This is a genomic window from Paenibacillus sp. UNC451MF (assembly GCF_000686845.1).
Taxonomy (GTDB): Bacteria; Bacillota; Bacilli; order Paenibacillales; family NBRC-103111; genus Paenibacillus_S.
In genome coordinates, this window is sequence record NZ_JMLS01000014.1 from 160,896 (window position 1) to 186,145 (window position 25,250).

Below are 25,250 nucleotides of genomic sequence, written 5' to 3' on the forward strand. Positions count from 1 at the left end.
TCTTATTTTTTTATTATTGTGGCTGTGGTGGTCGCAGCCGTCGGAGTGTATTTGATTATTTTTTTAATCGTATCGCTCATCTTGCCGAATTTATTTCCTGCCTTGATCTCTACTGTATTATCTCCCGGAGACAGGTTCATCGACCAGGACACAGTGCTTTGTCCAACCGCTTGCCCGTTGATGTAAATGGTTGGGCTTGTATCATTCGCATCCTTGGCACTAGCCGAAATAGTAACCGCAGCGGTCTTAGACGTCTCTGGAATCGGATTGTAGGTTATTGTAGGAGACGGCATGGCATACATGACCTTTTTCTGAATGACCTCGGACGACGTCCCTCCACGATTGACAGCCGTAAATTCAAATAAGTTCTCACCGTCATGCAATGCAACCGTTGTATCTATCGCTCCGTTAGCCACGTACTGCCCGTTCAAGTACATTTTTACCGTTTCCGTTTTATCTCCCTTTACACTTGCTTTTATCGTCAGATTCATGGTGGTCGACGTCTCAGGCAGCGCATCAACGACAATTTCAGGAGGAGGGCCGAAGCTCGCGAACCAATTTAACAGCGGAGTCCATAATAAAAACAAAAGAATAGCAAGAACAGGCACTGCAATAAGACTGGATCGGACCAGCTTCCGCTTATTTCGAACGAAAAAACGAACCCACTTCCCCGACTGTTTCAGCTTAATCGCTTGAAATAATGCTATAAACGACGGATTCGCAGCATTGAGCAGCTTCTCCCGAACCGATTTGTTCCTGAAAGCCCGAGCATCATGAATGTCGAAATAACGGATGACCGCCGCCTTGTAGCTGGGTTGAATGACGCCTTTTTCATCTAGAAATTTACGATCGCCAGCCGATTTAAGAAGAAAGTCATACATCGTATCCGTATCGCTCATATTTGCTGCAATATATTCAAGCATTCCATCATAATCGTACCCCGCCGTAAAATGGAAGCTTTGCTCCGCATCAGGAACGTAAAAAGCAAAAACAATAGGACTGAAGCGGCTGGAATCGATTCGATCTGCAAGCAGCCGTTTTAACGCTTCCTGCACCCGTTCCAAATCGGCAGATCCCAGCTCCTGCAGCGCTTCAAACGCTTCCGCCTCTTCTTCTGGCTTCAGCATAAGCAATCTGTACAAGAGGCCAAGCACGATGACCGTTTGCTTCTTACTCTTTTCCATATGCTGAAACAAATCGCTGTCTATCGGATCCACCATAAAGCCAAGTCGGGTTACATCGTCATAAGACAGGCTGCTTACATTCAGCTCTGCAAGAAGCTCTAGCTGTAGTTCCAGCTTGATAATGTCACTGAAGGATTCATTTTGCTTCTTTTTGCTGCGTTGGGGCAGCTGTTCAAAGTAACGGTACAGAACGGCTGCGGTATCGATCCGCTTGGGTCCGGTCTTTTGCAGCAGCTGCTTGCTTTTTTGAAGCACTTCATTGACGAAGAAACGGGCTTGTACCAGCTCGTCGGCCTGAGCCAACCAAAAATCAATCTCAGCCAGCAAAGTGTCCACCGTTCCGACTTGATTCATACGATAGGACATGTACTGCTCCGCAGTATTTGAAGATTGCTTCTGCAATTCCCGCATAACTAAACCCAACACCTTGGAGGAATGGGTGAGCATCGGTTCAAACAACCTTGCGGCTCCGCTTATTCCCTCTTCGGAACGGGAAGACGCACGATTCACAAAAATAACGAAGCATTGAACCAGCAGCGCCTGCTCTCCTTCTTCAGCAAATACGTAGTAATCCAGTAGACTTTGAATATAGCCTGCAGTTGGCAAGCTTCCGCCATCTGTTGCGTCCTTGCGCAGTAAACGGATAAAAAGCTCTCTTAGCCGCGGCTTGTTCCGAACATTTTCCTTATTAAGGAAGCTCAATATCGAGTTCATGCTGCCCGAACGATTCTGTTCGTATAACGTCTCGTCTCCCTGCTCGATCTCGTATAACATGAGCAGCTGAGAGTAGGTCGACACAGATAAAGGGATGTTAAGTTCTGAATCCTGCAGTGCTTCCTCGCTAAAATCGAACAACCCTTGAAGGGGCTCCGATTCATGTCGAAAATGCCATACGAAATCCAGCAGCGGCTGCTCGTTTTCAGGTATGTCCGTATTGATAAATTTTTGATTGGGGAAATCAAATAAATAATCCTTTTCGATACGGCGGTCTGGCAGACGCATGCTTCCTTTTTCTACAAAAACAACATGAATGTTCTGCTTGCTCTCCGGTTCGCTATTAAAGGTCATGAAGCCCAGCTGACGCCGGAATGCGTATGGAATGCATCGATAGATGATTTCGAGCAGCCGTTTGGCTTTTTCCGAGCTTTCCGATACACCTGTATCCAGTGCGATATACACTTTCTTTTTGTTTGAAGTCGATGACATGATCGCGTAGAGCAGCTGCTGGAACCGTTTGGAATCGATCCTGAGCTCATTTAAGAGGCGTTCCTGCTCATTCTCGTCGTAGTGCCAGTCATAAGCAATCTCATTCACCTCGGGGATACTTTTCCCATATTGGATATCGTAGCTGCTTTGAAAGTCACGGATGCGAAACAGACGATTCGGCTCGCGCAGGAAAGTCTCCTTCAGCTCTTTTGGAACAATATACTGATGCGTAAACGAAGCGCTCCTCTGTCCGGTAAAGTCTGTCCCGATATAAATACTGCGGCCTATGACCATATCTCCATTATCCGTTTGAAAAACGAGAAACGATTCCGGATACGCGCTGCTGTCCGACTCATCCCTTGAGAGTAGCTCTTGCGGCGCTTTATAAACGCAATAAGGATGCAGGATCGCCTTAATAAAGGTGTTATCCAATGACGGTGACTTGGCAATCGTATCAAACCCTTCGCTAGTGCGAAAGATCCCCTCCCGGTCTCGGGTAAAATACTGCTGCTGTATTTTTCTTTGAACCATCACTGAGCCTCTCTTCTAGCCACATAATCCAGCTTGTGAAGCAGCCAAATGAACGGCTCATCGACTCTCGTCGGATTAATAACGCCCGTCAGCTGTTTGTTGACCGGATTGGCGCCCAGGGCGGAAACCGCGAAATAAGCAGTGTTTGTAAAATAAACATCAATGGCATCCTTAAAGGGTCTGTCTACCTTCTCGATAAATCGGCTGATTTCGCCGTTAATGTTCTCGAATTCGCTCTGGTTCAAAAAGCCTTTATGGATCACATTGCGGAATACGTTACTGTTCGGCTGGATATATTCGCTGTCTTCCTCTTTCAAATATTGAAGCATATCGCTCTTCGTCAGCACGATCGCAGTCGGTATATCGGTCTTGCTGTTTTGCTGGTGAGCGATAAAATTTTCGAACAGGCTGATTACCACTTCACGTGGCTCATCATAACGGTTGGCAAACTCGCCTTCCTCCGTACCCAGGTTAATATGAATCCGATCGCGGATGCTGCGGATTTGCAGCGGATCGACAAGGAACAAAATCCCTGAGGAATTTTTGATATGGGACGCATAGATATCCAAATATTCGCGTTCTACCATGCCCTCACCAGCCACATCGAAAAAGACGAGCGTCAATGGCGCCTGCTCAGGGTCCTTAAACACAAATTGAAAAATAAACGGCTCCTGCTGCTCGTTCGGATTCGTCGATTGCAGCATGCTGCCCCGCTCAAAAATCGGCTCGTGATAGTTTTGACGGAACTTGCGGCTAATTTCCGCGCTCAACGGCATGCAGGCCGCATTGAAATTGGACGCGGTCGTGTTTTGCAGCGTGTGGATAAGCGACGTCATGTAGACGGACTTTCCGACCTGGGAGGCACCGACGATGGAAATAATATTACTCGGCACTTTACCAGCTGAAATCGGCAGCTCATTATGACAGTTCGGACAAAGACGTCGCTTAGTTGTCTCCCCGTATCGATCCGTAATGGCTACAAGCACGTTCTGCGAGTAAGTTTTGTTCTCTTCAGGAATGGTGTGCGGCTCAATGACCGCCTCCATATCCACTTCGGACAGATGGAACTTGCGCCGCCAATCGTTCAGCTTGCGGTCCTCCTGAAGCATGAAATCGTCATCGTTGTCTCTTATATGAGTAGCCCGGAACTGCACTTCCTCCGGGTCGAATTTGCTGAAGCAGTATGGGCATACGATACTATAATAGGGCGGCCTTTCTTTGATAGGCGCTTTTTTCCCAAACCAATTTTTCAAATTTCCTAGCATGTTATCCCTCCTAAGAGTTTTCGAAGAAAACTAACATCGTAAGCATTAACTTTGAGTTTTCGAAGAAAACTGGCTTCGTAAGCAAGGTGAATCCTTGTACGCTGCGCGGGTGGATCATTCTTCCGACCGCTGTTGTCCCCGGATTTTTTTGATTTTAATCGACCCTGTCGTTAAAATCCGGGGACAAAGGCGAACGCTTCGCTCTCCAGAACGATCTCACCCGCTCCGCTTCGGATTCACTTGGTTGAAAGTCCTCGTATGATAACTAAATAGTTACTCATAGATAAGAGCATATTGCTCGCTATATCGCTTGCTATCCGTGAAAAATACTTTGATATAATCGTTCTTTCCTATTTCGACCTGCGGCAGTTCACTGCGACCCACAGGGAAGTCGTCCATGAACGGATACGCGATGCCATCGTCTTTATGAGTCGGATTCGCGCCCTCTTTTTTCACATAGCATAGCGCGTCCTGAGGCACCGCAATTTCGCAGAACAGCTCGATCCGTGCGCTTTTATACTTGCTAAACAGCTTGCTTCCGTATTTGACCGAGCAGCGGATTTTAGCCCTTCCCCCGTTCATTCGAACCAAATTGCTGTCATCCATTTGCTTGAGCAGCAGCAATTTGCCTTCGCTCCTGCGGCAAGGAAAGATCCGGTATCCCCGCAAACCTATGTAATCGACCCGCTCTCGATAGCCAGACTTCGCCTTGTACTCCTCACGTGTGAATAGCTTCAGCTGCTTCGACGTCAATAGCTCTGCAGCTTGCTCAGCGCCGTCAGGGAAGCTGTAAATATATACGTACTCTACATCTTTAGGCCACTGCCAGGTTAACAGACACTCTCCGTCCAGCAATTGACAGGCGGCCTTTGTAATTCGGTAAGGATCGCTGGGTTCTTCCCATTGCAAATGTATCATCCTCCTAAGAGTTTTCGGAGAGCTTCCACTTTGAGTTTTCGGAGAAAACTGCCTTCGTAGAGCATTCACTATTTATCCGATAACTATCTGAACCGTTTACCAACAGGACTATCTCCACGGTTCCCGAATCGACCCTGCTCCCTCTCAGCCAAGCCTCTGCGTCCACCGCGTAAGCCGCTGTTGCCTCCTTCGTTCTGACGGACAGCTACAATCATTGTAGACAATGAAAGAACCAAAGCAAGTACAACATCAGCAAACGCCCTATAAACCGAAGGGTACTCAGCCCCATGCAAGCCATTTTCCAAAATTACACCAGCAAGCAGGCCTGCCACCGTGCCTCCGATCATAAAGCTTTTGGCCAAATAACGGTTATCGAACACGATGCCTAACGATAATCCAAGCAGCGTTCCAAGCAGCATAATTAAGATCATTCGCAGTATCGCATAATAGCTGTCGGCAGAAGATTCCCCAACACGCTCGTTAAGCAAGTGGCGATGCTGTGCGGAGTCATAGATTTGCTCGAAGGCCAAGGAAATCCGGTCCACTCGCTGCACGTTCTGGAAGGTTCCCCCGGTTTCGTTGGCAATTCTGGTCAGTATCTCGTTCCCCTTCACTTCCGTGGCTACAATACCGACCGTGTGAACTCGAACGCGCTCCTGTATGTAAGGCGCCAGCACCTTGGAGTAATTAACCTCATTGTATCCGTCTGAAATGAGAATAACCGCGACTCTGCGGCTCGGGTCGCCTTCTTTATGCAAATAATCCATGACGGTATTCAGCGCGTTACCAATATCCGTTTGTCCGGAAGGAGCATCTACCGCCGCCAGCTTGGAGGATAGCTGAGCTTTCACTCCTGCATCTGCAACCTTGGTAAGCGGGAAATTAAGCTTCGTTCCTTCATTGAACGTGAAAAGCGCAGCGCGTTCACGGCTATCCATCCGTTGGATAAACGATTGAGCCGCTTGAATGCTCTGCTTATCGGGATCGGTTTCCTTCATACTCTCCGACATGTCCAGCAAAATTACATAGTCCTTCGGCGTATCTTTCTTTTCTAATGAAAACCCGTAAATGAATTGGAACAATGCCCCCGCGACAAAAAGAAGCACGAGCGTTCCAGGAACAAGCATCTTCCATCCGTCCCCAGCATAACGCAGACGCCAATTGTTCCCATTCAAACGGGGTGAAATGATCTCAGCAATAAGACAAAACAACCCCACGACAAGCGCGAACTGTCCAAAATACAGGCCTATTAATAGGGTTTCATGCATTCGGCCTTCCCATTGATTTAATATGATTTCTCCTATGAAAAAGCCCAGCAGCCCACCGATGAGACTCATTAACGTCAGCAGCGCATTCCATTTTCGCTGTTTCACCATGTCCCCCTCTTTCCGCGGCTCGCGGCCGGTTATTCCGGCTTCATATTCTGCTCTTCGATTCTATGAAATTGAAAGCCGTTCTCCACATAGGTATCGTAATAGAGCTTGCCATTTCGGTAATACATAAAGTCATCCAACCGAAAACCGCCCATAATATTTAATTTCTCGATGCCGCTCGATTTCTTTTCATGTACACACCCGAGCTTGTACGTCCGGCTGCCGCGATCTACAGCAAAGGCATATTGGATGAATTCGCTCTGAAAATCACCGAACATATATTTTTCCTCATATCGATGGCGGTGGGTAGAACGATAGACATCCGCTCGAACAGCCGCCTCGCTCTCCAAGGTTGCATACAGATCTCGGAACAGCTCTTCCTTGGATAACACAGCACGATTATCATAGCTGGTCACGACGTTCGCTCTTTGCAGTAGCTCGTTTTCGAAAGATTGCTGGAACAGCGGGTGGATAAATACATATTGTCGCACCGACTCCATCAGCTTCTGTAGCAGCTGCTCCTCTCCTTGAATCAGCAACTGTGAAACGTTCCCCACGCACCTCTCCTCCCAATAAAAATGAGGCCCTCGGCGTTCCTCCAGTTCTGCGACAATCTTGTTCACAACATACTCGTAATATTCGTTAATGTTGCGTCCCAAGTAATCGCTCGTATACGAAATACTGCTGCGGCTTGCATCGCGAAGCCTCTTCTCAAGCTGTTGAAGCCGCTCGACATAATGCTTCATGCTCGCATGAAGCTCTTCAAGCTTCTGTATGTACAGCTCCAGCAATCGTCGTTTCGCTTGGTAGTAGAGCATGTCCAGCTTAATGCTGTAGATGTCATCCAGCACGGTTTTTACAACATTTTTCATCGGAACCTGATTGGTGAGGCGACTCCAAAGCGATCCCCGTTCAGTTGACTGGAGATCAATCTGTTCCTCGTATCGCAGCTCCAAATCCATTCTGCACTGCTCAACCAGCGCATCCGCTTCTTTCATCTGCTTCCGCAGCTCAGGCATCACACTGTTCGCATCCAGCTCTTCCGATGTCCACGAATATCCGCTGACAACTCCGTACAATGGATTCTCGATAACCCGCTCCTGGAACCGCCGTTCCAATTGTCGGCCAAAGTCCCGCTGCAGTAAGGAGGCTTCAACCCGACGGGCAACATTCGTGTCGAAAAAAGCCCGAGCATTGTTCCCGAACAGAGCTGTCTCCGCTTCCCTATAGTTCATCGACTTCCATTGCCCGGGGGAAATCGAGTGGTAGAGCAGTCCGTACATTCCATCTAGAGCCTTTGCCGGCTCTTCCATCAGAGAACGAATCGCCTGGTCGCTTCGCTGAGTGTCCAGCTCCAGCAGCTCGATCAAGTCTTTACGGTCCACTTTGCCCTGCTCCCGCTGTCTTTCTATAACCGTTCTGTACCAATGGTACAAGACGGTCAAAGCGATTGGCTGATTCGGACGCTTTACCTTGGATAAGCCGGCCGATACGAAGAATCTGGAGTCTCCGTCCGGCGGCATCATATTTTGTCTGAACTGCTGATGGTTATAAATGCCATGCTGAGGGTCGGATTGCTCCGGTGTCATGCGGTTTTTTAAGAGGTTAAGACTGCAAACAATTTCGCAGCTCCCTCGCATCCCGCTATCGGCAAACAAGCCTCTCTCATCTTTGCTGCTTAAAAGGTAGACCATATCGAACAGTGGTGCTGGACCGTATTGAACCGGCATACGGATGCCTTCCCCCGTCACCTGAAGCATACCTTGGAACTTGTAGGCTCTGTCCTGATACAAGTCCACCTCCCGCAAAAAGCTGACACCAAGCGAAGAGGAGAAAGCATAGGTTTCCCCCACCTGCTTCTCCTCTAAAAGTCCATAAAGGTCTATCATAACAGAACGGAATTGTTCCCCAAAAATCGTTCGTGCCAACACCGTCAGCTCAGGCAGCAGCACGTTGCAAGGGTCATCCAGCTGGGTCACCACGGCAATGTTCAACCGCTGCAGACTGGAATACATCCGGCCGAATTCCGCGATTCGGTTATTCATCCGGCGCAGGAGCACGTTCAGCTCCAGCAGCTTGGCTTCATCATTGTAAAACTGCTTGTGCGTTTGCGAGCGCACCGTTTTCTTGTCATCAGACAGGGCGGGCAGCGTCCAGGAGTACAGATTGTCATCAGACTCCACAGGCTTTGTCCCTACATGCAAATAGACAACTCCATCGCTATTGTTCCATTGATTCCCATTCAGCTTACGGATCTGCCGAAGAGCTTCCTCCGTCTTGTCGCCAAGAAAAAGGAAGACGAGAGGATGATGAATGCTGCGCAGCTCATCGTCGTTGCTCCCAAGGCTGTCCATTTCCGTGTCATATTCATTTGCAAATGCTAGCAATGTGTCGCGCATAGTCCTCTGCCCCCTCCTTTCATAGCTCTTTTCAATGGCGAAGCAAGCTCCTTATTTCAGGCTTCTCACCATGTCGCTTACTTTACCGGACACCAGCTTGTAGAACTGGTACATGTCTTCCCCGTTTTCCCATTCCACGCGGTCGTAATCAAGGGCCGATTTAGCTTCAGCATAAGCTTCTGCCATCTGCCGAAGCGTCTCGAGCAGTTCGCTAATATCTGCCGATGCCGTTAACTGCTGGCTTCGTTTGGCCGCTTTGCGCTGCAGCAGAGCCCGCTTTTTCTCATCCAATCCACGAACTTTGGAATATATCTCGTACTCTACGAATTTGTTATTTTGCATCAGATTGACGAACGGCTCCCAAGGATCCTCCTCGGCGTCATGATCGTAGACGTACAAGGCTCCTTTTTTACGGATCGTGTTCGTATACGCAGCGTCGATAAACAGCTGCATAAGCTTTTCCTCGTCCTTATGGGCGCCGAGCAGTTTTTCCAGCTCCTCGATTTTGAGCACGATCGCATTCATCTTGCGCCATTCTTCTTTTACCCGCTTCAGCAGCTCAGGAGAACGAATTAGATTGTCCTTCGCCATGTCCTCGTTCACACTGCCGAATATGTCCTTGGTGCTCTCAACCGGAAGCCCTTGCTCCACAATGCGTTTAAGCTCGCTTACACAGCGCTGCAACTCTCCCAAATTCGGCTTTTGAGAGGACAACTGCAGGTTGTACGATTCAAGATGCTGCTGCAGATCAAACGGCTTTGTAAACACGCATTCGTAACGGTTGATCGTACCACTGTCCGGGCCTTTTTCCCGAATGCAGCGATAGGACACCATTTGCTCGAATAGCTGGCGAATCTCTGCGTTATATTTTTTTACCCGATTATTATCGTAAGTGTCACCCCAGGATTTCTCCGGAATTGGTGACGGCAGGTAAGTCCAGTTCACTTTATCGGTCTGCACAAGGTGACGTCCGATGCCTTCCGGCTCAAGAATCGTATTCTCGTAACTAGTCTCATACACTTTCAAAGGCGTATACAGGAACAGCGGGATACCGTTCTGGGTATTCAGCCAAAATATCCGGTTCTTCACTTCGCTCTCCTTGATCGTAAACCGGGAGTTGGCGATAGCATGATCCTGGAAATTGCGTATTCCTTTAAAAATATTCGGCGCCTTGACCGGTACCGACACGAAGCCCCACGATGGGAAGTTAAAATGACCCGAGCTGTTGCTCAAATGGAAGACCGGCTTCGCCTCTTCGTACAATCGGCTTGCAATGGTCTGCTCCACCAGCTTCTCGATAGAATCGTCATTGCCGTATTTGATGATCAAATACTCTTCCATCGACTTCGTGATCAAATCGCCAAAGTGATCGGTCAAAAATTCCGAGATCGAGCTGATAACGTCAACCTCCTGCTCCTTGATCCAATGATTGGACTTAAGCAGCAGCTCATTCGTAAAGTCGCGGATCAGATCGTTCACGTTCTTCTCATCCGTCACCTTTCCAATCAGCTTGGCGATGTCTGGCACGCTGACAACGTTCCAGTAATACGTCCGGTTCCCTTTATGGTCCACTTCCTCTTGGCCGTTTGTCAGGATGTCGCCGTTTTTCTCAAATATTTTATTCAGCTCGTTCAGCAGCTCTGTAAACACCTGATAAATGCGCGAATTTTCCTGATTGATCAAGTGATACAGATCCTCGTAGAACTCGACCATTTGCTCCATACGTTCGCGGTCGGCGTGCAGCAAGTACTCCTGAATTTTCGCTTCGATATAGGCATCTTTCTTCTTATCCTTGGAAATGAAAGCGCTGCGGGCTTCGGTCATCTTCTGATCCGAGCTCTCTTCAGCAGACTCGATATCGCGCGGAATCCGGTAAATGCTCTCCTTCAACGACTCGATGTAAGAAGAGATCAGCTTCAGTAAACAGAACCCTTTGTCCTGCAAAATAATGCGCGACACATAAAACGGCCCTTGCTCGGGATTTCTGAAAATTTTGGTCACCTGCTCGGTGAACAGCTCCTTCTTCTCTCCCGGAAGCTGCCTGCGGCATTTGATGTACTCCTCGCGTGCGCGTGAAAGGAAGTTCTGTTCCAGCTCCGTGTCGATGTTCACGGTCTGCTGTTTAACCACATTGGCGTAGCTAAGACGCTCACTGTTCTGATAGCCCGGTATCGGCTCCGGTACCCGCTCACCGAACTCACGATGGATCGAATCAGGATCGATTCCCAGCTTATGAGCCAGCTTCTCCACTTCTTCTTGAGATGGTCCTGCATCGAACATTTTCTCCATGCGCTGAAATACTTTGAACGCCAAATAAGTCGTCATTTCTTCAATCGGCAGCACGGCGGACGAAGCTCCCAAAATGTTGTATTGATAATTAGCCGCATAAGCCTTCGGCATCTGGTTAATGTTCGTACGGATATTGCTGATATAGTCATGGATCGCGAATTCTTCGCCGGAGCTCTTATCCTCGCTGGCCATGAAGTTCGTAATATTCTCCGCTGTCACGTTCATGCAGTAGTCATACGCATTCTCTAGCAGCTTACCCTCCAGATTAGTAGCGGAGATCAGATGCGCCAGATTGAACGGGGGCATCGGCGAGTTGACGTTCAAGATACTGGCGTACTGCTGCTTGAACCGCTCGCTGCGCTCGTCCACGTTCATCCAGTAATCCAGCTCTTTCAGCGCCGCATAGCCGTTCTTCTTGATATATTCACGAGAATGCTCGGTCAAGCTCTTGTTGGCAAGGTTCACGTCAGGTGTGAACAGATAGCCTAGAAGGTTCACTTTATCCACGCCGGCTGAGCCGTAGTCTCGCTCGATAATACCGCGCACGATATAGGCGATGTCGAGAAAGCAGCCGCTTCCGGTACCGCCTGACAAGCCTGTCAGCAGGAACACCATCAGCTTCTTGTTCGTGCCGACAGATAACGTCTTGATCTTCCGCTCGATCGTCTGAACGACCTGAACGATTTTGGTAAACAACAGCAGACGTCCGGCTTGTCTTACACCTGAAGCTCCGTTGATTCCATCCGTTATCGTCAATTCTGGGGACAGCCACTCTTTTATGTAGTCCTCCAGCACGCTGCGATTTTGCAGGACGCTGCCGATTTCAGCATTGGAGAGCAGCACGAACTCTGTCAGCGGATCGAGTCCGATCCCTTTGTACTTTTTGTTGCGGTCATGCTCGTTCGTCTCCAAAGCAAGAAACTCGACATTGTTCGGTTTCTCTTTTTTCTTCTTCGTAAAAGGATCCTCCGGCAGCTTGAACCGGCGATTGATCTGATATTTCAAACGGAGCAGCGCATCGATGCCTGTACCCCCGAGACCGATGATCAGCATCGGATTGTCTATCGTATCTACACGGATCTTATCGCTTATAATCCCTCCGCCAAGCGATACGTCCAGCTGTTGAATATGCTCCCTGACTACTGCTTTCATGGTATGTCCTCCCGTATCGGATCTATTTTAAATATTCCAGATTAATCGACTTATTGACGTTTTGTAACGTAATTTTGATGCGGTCGTTGTTTTTAAGCTCTTTGCCCTTCGATGCGTCGAATACACGGCCGCCTTTTTCAATTGTACAGCCCGATTCATTGAGCAGCACGACGTTGTCGCCAGCGCCCGGCTTCAGTACGATCTGCTTCGTCTCCGCAAACTCGGGAGCCAGTTGAAGCAGTTGATGAAGCTGGCACTTGCCCTTGAAGGCGTTCAGCTTCTTATACTGCGGATTCGTGCGTTCACCGGTATCCTCATCCTTTATCTCGATGACCATCTGACCGACAAAGCCTTTGTTCGCCTTCTTCCATGCGGAGAATGCAAACCATGCGGCCGCTAGAAGTACAAGTACTCCTGCAATCCAGCCGCCCGTAACGGCCCAATTCGTCTTTGGAGCTTCTGCGGCTCCGCTGCCGGCATCGGAAGGAGCCTTGGCCCCCGTTTTGGCTGAAATCTTAGCAGGCTGAGATTCCCGAACGAAATTCGCATCCTCCACCTTTACCCTCAGCTCGTAATCATGGGCTTCCCCAATCTTCATTGAGCCTTCAATACCCTTATCTGAGGTAGTCAGCGGAATCTCCTGCGTTTTCTTCGTATCTAGGTCGGTAACGAGCAGCGTCGACTTCGCATTTTTGTACAGCTCGGTGTCCGCAATGTTCTGACCATTAGACTGTAAATACGCTTTGATCGGCACAGTCACACCAGGCCCATAAGATATAGACGACGAAAGTTCCATCGACACCTGCAAATCATAGTTATAAATTAAATTTATATTGATTTTTTCTTTCGGAACACCTTTAATTTGCAGCTTCCAGTCCCCTTGGACCGGGTTCAAGATCTTGAGCAGCGAGTAAGCATTTGATGTAGAATAGACGATTTTGTCGGACGGAATGGTCTGCTCCTGCCCGGAAGGATTAATCAGTTTGACCTCCACAGGCTTGTTCGACATGATCGAGATGTTCGCTTCTTGAACGCTCGAATTCGGAATTTTCACCGCAACGTCCTGAAACTGCCCGTTCGCTGTAAATCCGGTCAACGGAACCACCTTGAGCTTCAAATGGCTCGCATAAATCTCGCTCAATATTTGTGGCAAATCATCCGCCGAGCTTGTCACGAACAGCTTGCCGTTCGTTTCCTTGGATATGCGCTCCAGCGCATCCTTGTTCAGCTGACCGTCGGCATTAAGACCGATCGTATAAATCGGTATCCCTTTGTCCTTAGCCTTCTTCACCGCTTCGTTCAGCACTTTATCGGACTGTTCCTGTGTCTTGCCTGCATTTAACGAGTTGTTCCCGTCAGTCAGGAGCACGATGAGCGGAACATGGCCCGGCTCCGATCCCGATTCCAGTACTTTGACCGCTTCGCTCACGCCCACAGCAATATCGGTGTACGGTCCTCTCATCAACTGATCGATGAACGATTTCAGATCCTTTTTATCCTGCATGCTGTTCATCTTCAGCAGCGCTTTTTCTCTCAGCACATGGTCGGTATAAGCTACGACCCCGATTTTGTCCCCTTGGACCGAAGCCATGTCGACGAACATTTTCATCGCCTCATAGCTTACTTTATTGACGTCACTCTCGTTCATCGATGTACTGACGTCGACCGATAGCACCGCGTCGATTTTCGTATCGCTGTTCGTATCGGCAGCCAACGCCGCTTGCGATAAGGCCAGAAGCAATAGCAGCATCGCAGTAAGCAAGCGGAAGATGGATTTGGTATTATTCATGGTGTTGATTCCTCCAAAGCAAGATGGTTTACTTAACATATCGAACGATTTTGATGGTTCGCTATACAGCTTTAGAGTAAAAACTCCATTTTTCACCACTTCTAGTACTATCTTTGCGATGTTTCGCTGTCATTTGACAACCAGATGTGGAATCAAGTGGGAGTCTTGCTGTATATTATGTCTACTAACATATTAACTTTTTACTATGTAAAATTCCACTAAGAGAAACTGATATCAGGAGAAAACGATGCCGACATTTATTGGAATTGCTTTTGCCGCCGTCTTTATTGCCGTCCGCTGGGTCTATTTTCATACGAGCAAACAACGGGAAGTATCGTCAGATGCTGTCGATGCAGGATTTGTCCAGGCTTTGAATAATACAGGTGAGCGCCATGAATAACAAAATTCCTGTTCAATTCCGAAAATCCGCAGCAACCCGCCATGCATTTGAACGTTTGAAACATTGCAAAGGTTGCGGAACTTATTCCGTACTGTGGGAAGATCGCTGTCTTAATTGCGGAGCCGAAGGAAAATTCCAGTCGCTGCAGGAGCTTGTAAGAGGAGTTCGCCGCCGCGGCACCTGGAGAGATTCGATGGTCATCTTCTCGATCTGCCTTGCCGCTTTTTTCCTGGCGGATAACGGTCTTCAGATGGCGATTTCTATCGCCGGGGGCGTGCTTCTGGTCGTAGGCTATATGCTGCTGAACCGTCACTACGCCGAATCTCTAGAGAAAAAGCTGCTTCATCAGCTGCTGATGAATGAGAATCGTTCCATTAGAGAGGGGCTGCTGCTCGATATCGAGGATGCGGCCAATGATTTGAAGACGGATGAATATAAGCTGGCTTACGAGAAGCTGAGAGAAATCGGCTGGCTGATCAAAGGAAATCAGGTGAAGGTACTCAAGCTGATGTGCCTGAACCATTTTATTTTGCGTAGAGATATGGAGCTGGAGCTGTCGGAGTTGATTCCTGACGACTTTGACAAAGAGTTTATCCGTTATTTGAACGAGGTCTGCAAGGTAAGCCCGCACTTGGTTCAGCGAGATACGCTCAGCTACGTGTGGAAATACCGGGTGCTGATCGAGGCTCTGCCCGAAGGCAGAGAAACACTGGCCTTGGCTGCCGGAGCTGCCCTACGGGTCAAAGCTTATGTCCTGCAATATCAGGAGCTGGTCGAAGCATTTATCGACGAGCTTCCGCGGGACCGGGTGCTCCGTCTTTCCCGATTGATTCAGGATAGCCCAAATGAAGCCCCGGAGCTGTATCATAAGACAAAAGAAACCATCAAGCGGAAATACGACTCGGACCCCGAGTTTCAAGTTCAAGGGTAAGGAGGAATGCAGGCAATGTCAAAATCCATGTATCAGCGTTCCATACGCTACCTGTATGCCGCCTCCCTTCTGCTTGTTCTCATGGTTTGCTTGGCCGGCTTCAAAAGCTATGCCAGCTGGATGAAAATGGATCTGTACGCTCAGGCATCCAAGGAGCAGGCCGCAGGTCATGAGCTTGAAGCCGAGGCTTTGTTTCAAAAAGCCCGCTCCAATACGATGATCAATTATAAAAATCACGAGATCGATGCCGCTCTAGATACGCTGCGCCCGGCCACAGAGCTCAAACGGGGACTGATTTCCATCGTCTCGGAGATTGAAGCAGCCGCCCAAGTCAACGATGTCCCGACGCTGCTTAGAGCTTATGATTCGTTTCAAAGCATCAAGGCGGACTACACCTCTCAGGACGAAACAGCACAAAAACGGTTTGCCGACGCCGAAGCTGCGTACAAGGTAGAGGAGCAGCTTTCAATGGCTTTTACCCATGTCAAGGCCGCCTTGCTGAAAAGCTTGGAGACCGCAGTCTCGAAGAAAGCATTCGACAACGATAATGCGATCGCTTATATGGCTCAAATTCCAGCGATCTATTACAAGGATGAAAAAACAAAAAAGCAGGAGCTAGCGACGCGCTTGAAGGCATACGATCAAGCCCGGGTAGAGTCCGTATTTCAGAAAAAATCGTTCGGTGAGGCTGTAGACGAAGCCTCTCGCATCCGTAAATTTTATTCAGCTAACAGCATCCAGGCAGAATGGCTTGCTTCCATCATAGAAACCAATGTGCAAAATTCGCTTGCCGCCCTGCTGAAAAAGAACGATATTAAAACCTTCATCGATAATGCCCAAAAGGTGCTTAATGTTAAGGAACTGGCCGATTCCCGCACCAAGATCAGCACCTACGTTCAAAATTCCTTGAAGGGCCAGTTTACCAAAGCCGAGCAGCTGACATCCAGTAAAAAATTTACCGAAGCGATAGAGCTGTATACCGTGCTTAGCAGCTATAAGGACACAAGTAAGGAGATTCGCGACACAGAGCTGCGCTGGCTCCAAGCCGATCCTTCGCAGCTTCTTCGTAAAGCGATTGACGCTAACGTTAAGCTCACGAACGTCGTAAGTGCCAAAGGGCTGTGGGGCTCTCAGCTTGCAGCGGCAGGCATTGCTGACAATCAGTCCCTCGTACTGGCACGTCTCATGCCCGATCAAAAGATTAGCCAATCGGCCGCAGCCATCGAGGGTAAGCTGAACATCAAATCGATCACATTGACCGATCAGTTCACGATGCGTGGACTTCCAGTCCTGTTGGTTGAAGCGGAGAGCAAGCAGCGAAAATCGAGATTTATCGTTTATGAGGCCCAGTCAGCTGACCTGCACAAGTTGTTCGACATTGAAGCCGACGGACTTACCCAGGAACGACCCGGTATCCTAGCCGTGGACAATGTAGCCGGAGAGCCCTCAGGGCAGAAGACTTACTTCGAATTCAGGGACGGTCAATACGTAGTATCCAAAATAAAGGCGGACATAGCCGAAATAACACTTACTGATCTGCCTAAGCAAAAAATAGGCTCCGTCGTTCGCTTCCTGTGCACGATCATGTCTGTTGACGGAGATACAGCCGTCGTCCTGCTCAATAACGACTATGTGCTGTTGACCGGCAGCATGAAGTTCAAGCCAGGTCCGGCGACGATAACCGGCACCTACGTTGATAAGAGCAAAGTCAGCGTCGGAGCTTCTCAGACAGCAACGGCTTATAAAATCTCAGTAACATCACTCTCTTCAGGCGAGGCAGCTCAGTCCGACAATACTAATCGGCGGCAGCAGCCGTAACGTTTCGACTAGGTGCAAATGGCCTTGATTTTCATATCCGTTCAACAAACGTTTTGGAACGCAAAGCATCTGCATCATTTCGATGCAGGTGCTTTATTCAGTCCGGTTACTCATTCCCGATACAGGCATACGATTGGAGCCTGGACACTCATACGACATTATTTCCCCGAGCATCGCGAAAAGACAAAAAATCATTCATCGAATAAATAGTTTATACCGTCTATTTCTATTATTGAGTATATAAATAGTTAATGTGCAGAGGTGAGTCCGATGTTAATTGGTGAAATAAAAGAAATACATAGATACCCGGTGAAATCCCTTGCGGGCGAGAGCCTACAGCAAGTCCAGGTCGAGCGATATGGCATATACGGCGACCGGAGCCACGCACTAATGGATCCAACGCAAGAAGGCTGGGACCGATTCATAACAGCCCGGGATATTCCCAAGCTGCTAAGCTACCGTGCACGATTCGAAGGGGAAGGCTCGGAGCGCCAGTTTCCGGAAGTTGCTATAACGGACACCGAAGGCCGCACATTCGGTTGGAACGATGAGTTTCTCTCACAGTTCGATTCTTTGCACAACAAAAGGGTCGCATTGGAAACCCATGCTCCCGATTCTGAAGAACTCCTTGCCGTAGATGCTTCAAGCATCCTGATCATTACGGAGTCCTCTATCAAAGCTTTGGAACAGCGCTGGGGCCATCCGGTAGATCCAAGAAGATTTCGCGCGAACTTTCTTGTCACGCTGTATGAGGACGTTCCATTCAGTGAGAACGATTGGCTGCAGCGCACGCTGACCATCGGCTCCATAGAGCTTCAAGTCGATGAGCTTTGCGAGCGGTGCTCGATGATTACGATTCAACCGGATACGCTGCAAAGAGATAGCTCCCTATTAAAGCTGATCCATCAGGAACGAAATACGATGTTCGGCGTTTACGCTTCCGTTATTGAAACCGGGACGGTCCGTGTTGGCGATAAAATCAGTATAGAGTAACAAAAAAGGACCGGCATCCCAGGGGGGGCCGATCTTTTAGATTGTTGAGAAACTCATGGTTAGGGTGCTAACTCCCCGCTTCCCTATGCTTACCTGTTACTGCCTTGCTTCATCCAAGCTAACATGCCGCTGTCCTGCCGGCTGGGCAGCAGCAGGGACAATTACAGGAGCAGTCTCTCCTGCCTCCGTCATTCTGCGAATCAGTCTGCCCCGCATCACATCGGCAACACCGCTGTGCGACTCAAGACCGATCAGGTTGGTCATTTCATACGGATCGGAGACCAAATCGTACAAATATGCTTCATCGTATCGTTCCGAACCAGCTGCGGTGAACGGGTCCTTGTCCGCTGCCGTGACGCCGTACTTCCAGCGTCTTGTGCGGACGACCCTGCCCACCTCGGATTCGCTGATCTGAGCGAATACTTCTTCCTGCCAGTCTGTATCTGCCCCGCGCAGCAGCGGCATGATCGAGCGTCCCTGCATCACGTCAGGCACAGGTATTCCGGCTGCATCCAACAGCGTCGGCGGAATATCGATCAGGCTGACCAGCTCCTGTACCTGCCGCCCCCAAAAAAATCCGGGACCGGTCAGCATCGTCGGCACACGCATCGAGCTATCGTGACCAGAGCGCTTGTACTCCGCGTTGCGCGTTTTGAAATGGCAACCATGATCGGATGTAAACAGGACGATGGTGTTATCATCGAGCTGCAACGATTTCAATGCGTCCAGCATACGGCCGTAAGCTTCATCCAGTCTCTTGACCATTCCATAATAACCGGCAATATGCTGGTGAACCGAGCCGCCAAGCGCCGCCAGATCCGGTGGAAGCCAGCCGCCAGTGTACATTTCCCGATAGCCATCCGGTGCAGGGTAATCGTCACGATGGTTCTGATGATGCGGCTCTAAGAATGAAACGAACAGAAAGAATGGATCATTCTGATGAGCATCGATGTAGCGAATCGCCGCATCCGTCATGGCATCCACCCGGTAGCCGGGCAGCTTCACCCGTTGGTTGTCATTATTATACAGCACGGCATCGTAAGCATCCGAAGCAAATTCCAATACATCGGCGGCCAGCCAATAATCGTAACCGCCTCTTCTCGGTTCACTGACCGGCTCTTCCTTGGCCAAATGCCATTTGCCGATATACCCGGTCTGATAGCCTGCTTCCTTAAAATAATGGGCCAGTGTTTTTTCATCTTCTGGAAGCGGAATTCCATTCACATAACAGCCTGAAGTCGTGGCATATTTGCCGGTCTGCAGGCAGGAGCGAGCAGGGCCGCAGACCGGTTGGCAAGTGAAGGAATGCGTCAGATGCGTGCCGCGGAGCGCCGTACGGTCAAAATTAGGCATAAGGCGCAGCGGGTTGCCGTGCAGCCCGGATGTATCCCAGCGCTGCTGATCGGTGAAAAATACGATGACATTAGGACGTTTGTTGGCTTCCATTGTTGGTTGTTGTTCCATATTAATCTTCCTTTCCCGTACTCCTATGTGTTATTCCTTCACGCCGCCTGCAGTCAAGCCCTCGACCATGTATCGCTGCAAGAACATAAAGACGATCAGCAGAGGAAATGTCGCCGCAGCCGCAGCAGCCGTTGCGCCGGACCAATTGTAGGAATGCTCTCCCAAATAAGTAAGCGATAGCCCAGGACTCAGGGTACGTTTGTTAATATCGCTGACAAGCGTCAAGCCGAACAGAAAGTCGTCCCAAGCGATCAAGAACGTATATATCGCAATAGCCACAATGCCAGGCTTGGACAAAGGAACGATAATCGTAAACAGCGTCTTGAACCGCGATGCGCCGTCAATTTCGGCCGCTTCCTCCAGCTCACGGGAAATCCCGTTAAAAAAAGTTCTCATCAGCATAATGCTGAACGGAAGAGCCGTTGTCGTAGCCGCAAGCATCAGCACGAACAGAGTGTTTAGTATCCCCAGCGCCTGATACTCTGTATAAAGACCTATAACAAGCGTTACTGTGGGAAACATTTGTGCTGATAAGAAAATAAGCGTGATGAGTCCGCTTCCCTTAAATCGAAATCGGGAAAGCGCATAGCCCGCAAATATCGAAACGATAATGCACATCAACGTCGCGCCTGTTGCAACGATCAGCGTATTTTTATAAAAGGTCAGAAACACCGAAGACTTAATGATTTCCTGATAGCTCCCCCAGAACAGCTGCGCCGGCAGCCATTTGGGTGGGAGCTGCATCAGCTCACTGTTGTTTTGCAGAGAAGTGACCACGATCCAGTACACCGGAAACATAAATAATACGAGGAGAATAATCAGCAGTGCATAAGTGATGCCTTCTTTTTTAAACACCCAGTTTTTTGCAAATTCCATTTGTAGTCGCCCCCTATTGATCGCTGCCTTTATTCATCAGCCGGGTGAAGACAACGGAGAAAGCGAACAGCAGAATAAGCCATATCACACCGATTGCCGAGCCTTTTCCCAGCTCATATTTGGAAAATGCCGTCTCATAGGTCAAGATAGCAAGCGAACGAGTCGCATCAAGAGGTCCCCCTCCTGTTAATGTAAAGAACAGGGTGAACATTTGAAAATTATTAACGACCATAATTAAAGTCACACTTGTAATGACCGGTTTGAGCAGTGGAAGAGTGACGTTGGTAAATAATTTCCATCCGCTTGCGCCGTCGATCTTGGCTGCTTCATACAAGCTTTGCGATATACTCTGCAAGCCTGCTAGCAACATGACGGCCACAAGAGGCATCTGTCTGAACACGGCGACAACGATGATCGAACCGAGCGCATAGTCGATACTATTCAACCAATTGATGTTCTCTTTCGTAATTCCGAGGTGAACGAGCGTGTAGTTCAGCACACCGTAGTCATTTTGGTAAATCCACATAAAGATCAGCGCAGTAACAATTGTCGGAATAGCCCATGGAATCATTACAATACTGCGGAAAAAGGCACGGAATCGGATATTGCGATTCAGCAGCAGCGACATCACTAACCCGATCAGCAGATCGATTAGTACGGTAATAACGACGTAAAGCAGTGTGATGCCAAGAGAGTGATAAAACTCTGCGGATTGGAGCAGCTCCCTGTAATGCTTCAGCTCGTTCCACCTGTACTCGGGATCGAGCAGGGAGTAGTCCGTGAAGCTCATGAACACCGATTTAAACAGCGGGCTGACGATCGTCAGGCTCATCAGAGCGATGGCAGGCAGCAGCAGCAGAACAGCAAAGGCGACGTTGCGTTGGTGCCGTGTCCAACGTAAAGGCATGATGGATTCCTCCTGAATGCGTAAAGTCATTTAAGCAGGCTTGGAAAGACCGGGGACAGCCGTCAGGCCGTCCCCGTTAGTGCACCGGCGGAAGAAACTCCGACCTAACCGACGTTTATTTGTACAGCTCCTTAATCTTCGGCATCACCGTCGAAATCGCCGCTTCAGGCGATTGTCCGCCTTCTGTCGCTAATATAATCATGGAGGCCGTTTCTTTCATCGCATTATCGAATTTAGGATTGGCTGCCGGCAGGGCCGACGCTGTTTTCATTTGGTCATTGAACACCCTAGCATAGTCGTCCTCATTCATTTCCGGAAGTGAAGCGATCGATTTGCGGGACGACATGACACCATTCATTTTATGGTACTGAAGCATTGCATCCTTAGACACCAAATATTTCACGAACTCGGCTGCCACTTCCTTCTTCTTACTGCCACTCGTCACGATGAGCTGATGTTCGGTGAACACGGTCTCGCTGCGGCCTGTTTTGCCCGGAGGAATGACGGCTACGCCCCACTCCTTGTCGAAGGCTTCGTTCTTCCCACTGGTCGTACGGAAAATCGTTCGGCCGAAGTCGCCGTCTACGATCATACCGAGGGTCCCATTGGCGAACATTCCGCGTAAATCTTTTTGCATAGCTCCCTGCGGTGAAATCTTTTTCGTAATAATATCTTTCATATAGCCTATCGAATCCTTCAAGGCGCTGCCTTGGTCATAAACAACAGCTCCCTGCTCATTGACAAATTTGCCGCCATAGCTGTACGCGATACGAAGCAGCATATTGCCGGTGTACGAATCCGATGCTGAGTTCTCGCCGATCCCGTAGATTGGGTTGCCTTTCTCATCCTTGCCGAGTGCAGCGATCTTGGCTGCCGAAGCAACCATTTCATCCCAAGTTTTCGGCGGTTTCTCCGGGTCGAGTCCTGCTTTCTTAAACAGCGTTTTGTTCCAGAACAATGCGTTCGGATGCGGGGTCCAAGGCATAGCCATCAGCTTGCCGCCATAGGTGACGCCCGACTTACTTCCATCGACAATATCGTCTGCCACGTCCTTGCCAAGCAGCGTCTCCAAGGGCTCGGTAATTTTGGCTCCTACAAATGCTGCGGTAAAGTTCTGGTTCGCCATGGTCACATCAGGCGGGTTGCCCCCTGCGGAGCTGACCAGCACTTGGTCCTTGAACTGTGCGAACGGAATGCCGATCGATTTCACTTTAATGTTCGGATGCTTCTGCTCGAAGTCGGCGATAAGCTTACTATAGGCCTCCTTGGTCGCATCCTCTACGGAAATCCAATTGGCAAACGAAATCTCTACCGGCTTGTCGGAAGCTTTGGACGCTTCACCCGGTGCCGCCTCTTTCCCTGCGCATGCCGTAACCGCTGCCATAAGACTGACAGACATTACACCTGCGACGATACGGTTCCATTGTTTCATTCGATTCCCACCTTTTTATCGTATCTTGTCATTGGTTCTTGTGTTTATTATAAATCGGGAATGTAAGCATTTTTTGCACTTTGTTCGGGGAGATTGTTCTTTTGTTCGTCTTCAGAGGAAGCTCTATACCTCCAAAAAAAAGAGCTGCTCCACAGCCAAGCTGCAGAGAAACTCCTCGTTCAACCTTTGATTTTGGGTGACATCATTTGACGGTATTCCATCGGAGTCAAGCCTGTTGTCTTCTTGAACACCTTTGTAAAATAGCTGCTGTTCGGATAACCGACTCGTTCAGCGAGATCGCTCATTTTGCATACTTCCCGAACGATCAGCTCCTTGGCCCGTTCAATGCGCAGCTCCGTTAAATGATCGCTGAAGCTCGTTCCGGTTTCCTTTTTGAACAGCTCACTTAAATATGTCTTGTTCAAATGCACCGCATCCGCCACCTGCTGCAGCGACAAATCATCCGCATAATAGTCGCGCATGTAGCCGCAGGCTTTGCGTATCGCCTCGCTGTAGTGGGTACGAGAAGCTCTTACCTTAAGCGCAAGTCGATCCACACGGTCAAGAAGCCATTGCTTCACCTCGCCCCACTCCGACAGCTCTGCAACCTCTTCATGCGGCGCCTCGGCTTCCTGCTGACTTTTCCCTTGCTCCCGCTGCGCCAGCCCGTCATCATACTGCCCCTCTACACGTAGAAGCAGATAAGCGACTTCGAGACAAAGTGACCTCACCTGCTGCTCGGACCACAGCTGCCGGACACCGATGTCATCCATAAACGCCGTAAGTCTCTCCCGTGCCAGCTCTATCTCTCCAAGCTCGAGAAGGCGGGTAAGGGCTGCGATAAGCTCCGTCCGTTCCGCCGTATCAGCATTCAAGGAAACCCGATGCATATCCTGATACCAAGCAATGTGCTGTTTTCCATAAAACTGCCTGCCGCTCAGAGCGCCGTAAGCTTCCTTCCACTGCTGACCCAGCTTGGACAGGTCCGGGTACGTCATACTGATTCCCACCGAAGCAGAAATGTTCAAATAGTCGCCCAAGTGAGCGATAATCCGGTTGGCATACCGCATCGTCGCTTCACGGGTTGATTTCTCCGCTTGGGGACTGCTCACATTAAACAATACGGCATACACATTCGTGTCCTGAAGGAAGCAGCAGCCCCCGCCTGCCTCATTATGCATCGTTTCATCCATGATATTGATTACCGCCAGATCCAGCAGTTCCTTGGAGCGGATTTTACCGGATTGCAAAATCTGCTTGTAATTGTTCACCTTAACAGCCAGCACAGTCAAATGCCGGTCGCTCAAAGGGACGCGGAATACCTCCATTTTCCCCTTGAATTCTGAAAGCGCCGAGGGGCTTCCTTTGAACAAGTCTTGAAAATACAAGGTGCGTAGTGCATACAAATTTTCATTCAGCGCCGTCTTGATCGTATGAACCTCCTGCTCCCGTTTAAGCTCAAGCTGAAGGTCCGCTTCAATCTTTTGTAAAGCCTCCCTCAGCCCTTCCACGGTCACCTCGGCTTTCAGCACATAGTCGCTGGCACCTAGCTTGAGCGCTTTAGACGCATATTGAAATTCGCCGTACGAGCTTAATATGAGCGTCCTGACGGAAGGCTGTTCCGCTTTTAACTGCTGGACCAATTCAAGACCGTCCATAATAGGCATTTTAATATCCGTAATGACAAGATCGACCTTGATGGAACGGCATAGCTCCAGTGCTTCCCGCCCGTTACCGCATGTACCTGCCACTTGAATTGCCAGGCTTGTTTGACCGACCAGCAGCTCGAACCAGCGCCGAATATTGGCTTCATCGTCTACAATCAGGATGTTCATAATCGGTTCAGCTCCTCTTCATTCATAAAGGCCGGCAGCCGTAAACGGACCCTCGTTCCTCCCTCATCGGGTGCAAAGACACGAACGCCGTACCTGTCTCCAAAATGGAGCCGAATGCGATGATGTACGTTCGCAAGTCCCATTCCTTGCTTGCGGGACAGCACCCAATCCGTTACCTCACAGGCTGACTCTCCCGCTGGCAAATCATGCAAAAATTCCGTTCCCCCGTCCGACATGCGGATCGAGGTTAAAATGCCGATACCATCATCCCGGACCTCGAAGACAATGTCCCTTTCCTGCAGCAGCCCTGTTACCGTTATGCAGCCCGGCCCTTCCTTCGGCTCGATACCGTGGAAAATCGCATTTTCCAGAACAGGCTGCAGCACCAGCTTCAGTGTCTTGTAATGCAAAATATGATCGTCAACTTCCAACACAACGTTCAGGCGATCATCCTGTCGAGCCATCTGGATATGAATATAGTTGCGCAA

At 49.3% G+C, this 25,250-nt stretch carries 17 protein-coding genes; 4 read left to right on the top strand and 13 right to left on the bottom strand.

Annotation, left to right across the window (positions count from 1 at the left end):
- Window positions 1-2: 2 nt before the first annotated feature.
- The 7 genes from BP97_RS36640 to BP97_RS0116935 all read right to left on the bottom strand — a co-directional run bounded on the left by BP97_RS36640 (window position 3) and on the right by BP97_RS0116935 (window position 14,106).
- Window positions 3-2,921 (bottom strand): GAP1-N2 domain-containing protein, encoded by a 2,919-nt coding sequence (locus tag BP97_RS36640; protein WP_051620670.1) that lies wholly within the window; start codon window positions 2,919-2,921, stop codon window positions 3-5.
- Window positions 2,921-4,186 (bottom strand): TRAFAC clade GTPase domain-containing protein, encoded by a 1,266-nt coding sequence (locus tag BP97_RS0116910; protein WP_028550150.1) that lies wholly within the window; start codon window positions 4,184-4,186, stop codon window positions 2,921-2,923. The genes BP97_RS36640 and BP97_RS0116910 overlap by 1 nt, the downstream gene beginning before the upstream one ends.
- Before the next feature lie 273 nt (window positions 4,187-4,459).
- Window positions 4,460-5,095, bottom strand: coding sequence for a hypothetical protein (locus tag BP97_RS0116915; RefSeq protein WP_028550151.1), 636 nt, complete (start codon window positions 5,093-5,095; stop codon window positions 4,460-4,462).
- Window positions 5,096-5,187: 92 nt separating this feature from the next.
- On the bottom strand, window positions 5,188-6,480 hold the full coding sequence (locus tag BP97_RS0116920; RefSeq protein ID WP_064745712.1) for a vWA domain-containing protein: 1,293 nt from the start codon (window positions 6,478-6,480) through the stop codon (window positions 5,188-5,190).
- Window positions 6,481-6,509: 29 nt separating this feature from the next.
- Window positions 6,510-8,876 carry a hypothetical protein gene (locus BP97_RS0116925; RefSeq protein WP_028550153.1) on the bottom strand — a complete coding sequence of 789 codons (2,367 nt, stop codon included), beginning with the start codon at window positions 8,874-8,876 and terminating at the stop codon, window positions 6,510-6,512.
- Window positions 8,877-8,927: 51 nt separating this feature from the next.
- Window positions 8,928-12,317, bottom strand: a complete 3,390-nt coding sequence (locus BP97_RS0116930; protein ID WP_028550154.1) for a tubulin-like doman-containing protein — start codon at window positions 12,315-12,317, stop codon at window positions 8,928-8,930.
- A 22-nt stretch (window positions 12,318-12,339) separates the two neighbouring features.
- Window positions 12,340-14,106: a vWA domain-containing protein gene (locus BP97_RS0116935; protein ID WP_028550155.1), complete on the bottom strand. Its 1,767-nt coding sequence runs from the start codon at window positions 14,104-14,106 to the stop codon at window positions 12,340-12,342.
- A gap of 247 nt (window positions 14,107-14,353) precedes the next feature.
- Between BP97_RS0116935 and BP97_RS40240 the strand changes: the two genes are divergently transcribed.
- The 4 genes from BP97_RS40240 to BP97_RS0116955 all read left to right on the top strand — a co-directional run bounded on the left by BP97_RS40240 (window position 14,354) and on the right by BP97_RS0116955 (window position 18,248).
- Window positions 14,354-14,506 carry a hypothetical protein gene (locus BP97_RS40240; RefSeq protein ID WP_156043243.1) on the top strand — a complete coding sequence of 51 codons (153 nt, stop codon included), beginning with the start codon at window positions 14,354-14,356 and terminating at the stop codon, window positions 14,504-14,506.
- The gene (locus BP97_RS0116945) at window positions 14,499-15,437 is read left to right on the top strand and encodes a hypothetical protein (RefSeq protein WP_028550156.1); all 939 of its coding nucleotides are present in this window, start codon (window positions 14,499-14,501) and stop codon (window positions 15,435-15,437) included. Before BP97_RS40240 ends, BP97_RS0116945 begins: the two co-directional genes overlap by 8 nt.
- Before the next feature lie 15 nt (window positions 15,438-15,452).
- Window positions 15,453-17,255, top strand: a complete 1,803-nt coding sequence (locus BP97_RS36645; RefSeq protein WP_051620671.1) for a hypothetical protein — start codon at window positions 15,453-15,455, stop codon at window positions 17,253-17,255.
- A 270-nt stretch (window positions 17,256-17,525) separates the two neighbouring features.
- Entirely contained in the window at window positions 17,526-18,248 is a 723-nt protein-coding gene (locus BP97_RS0116955; protein ID WP_028550157.1) for an MOSC domain-containing protein, read from the top strand.
- A 96-nt stretch (window positions 18,249-18,344) separates the two neighbouring features.
- Here the strand turns inward: BP97_RS0116955 and BP97_RS0116960 are convergent, their stop codons facing one another.
- The 6 genes from BP97_RS0116960 to BP97_RS0116985 form a co-directional block, all read right to left on the bottom strand.
- Complete coding sequence (locus tag BP97_RS0116960; RefSeq protein WP_231506321.1) at window positions 18,345-19,712, bottom strand: sulfatase family protein; 1,368 nt, start codon at window positions 19,710-19,712, stop codon at window positions 18,345-18,347.
- Window positions 19,713-19,742: 30 nt separating this feature from the next.
- The gene (locus BP97_RS0116965; protein ID WP_036746055.1) at window positions 19,743-20,588 is read right to left on the bottom strand and encodes a carbohydrate ABC transporter permease; all 846 of its coding nucleotides are present in this window, start codon (window positions 20,586-20,588) and stop codon (window positions 19,743-19,745) included.
- 13 nt (window positions 20,589-20,601) lie between these two features.
- Entirely contained in the window at window positions 20,602-21,495 is an 894-nt protein-coding gene (locus tag BP97_RS0116970; protein WP_028550160.1) for a carbohydrate ABC transporter permease, read from the bottom strand.
- Window positions 21,496-21,610: 115 nt separating this feature from the next.
- A complete protein-coding gene (locus tag BP97_RS36650; protein ID WP_051620673.1) occupies window positions 21,611-22,927 on the bottom strand; it encodes an ABC transporter substrate-binding protein in 1,317 nt (438 codons plus the stop codon).
- 179 nt (window positions 22,928-23,106) lie between these two features.
- Complete coding sequence (locus BP97_RS0116980) at window positions 23,107-24,762, bottom strand: response regulator (RefSeq protein ID WP_028550161.1); 1,656 nt, start codon at window positions 24,760-24,762, stop codon at window positions 23,107-23,109.
- On the bottom strand, window positions 24,759-25,250 hold the full coding sequence (locus BP97_RS0116985; protein ID WP_197035480.1) for a sensor histidine kinase: 492 nt from the start codon (window positions 25,248-25,250) through the stop codon (window positions 24,759-24,761). Before BP97_RS0116985 ends, BP97_RS0116980 begins: the two co-directional genes overlap by 4 nt.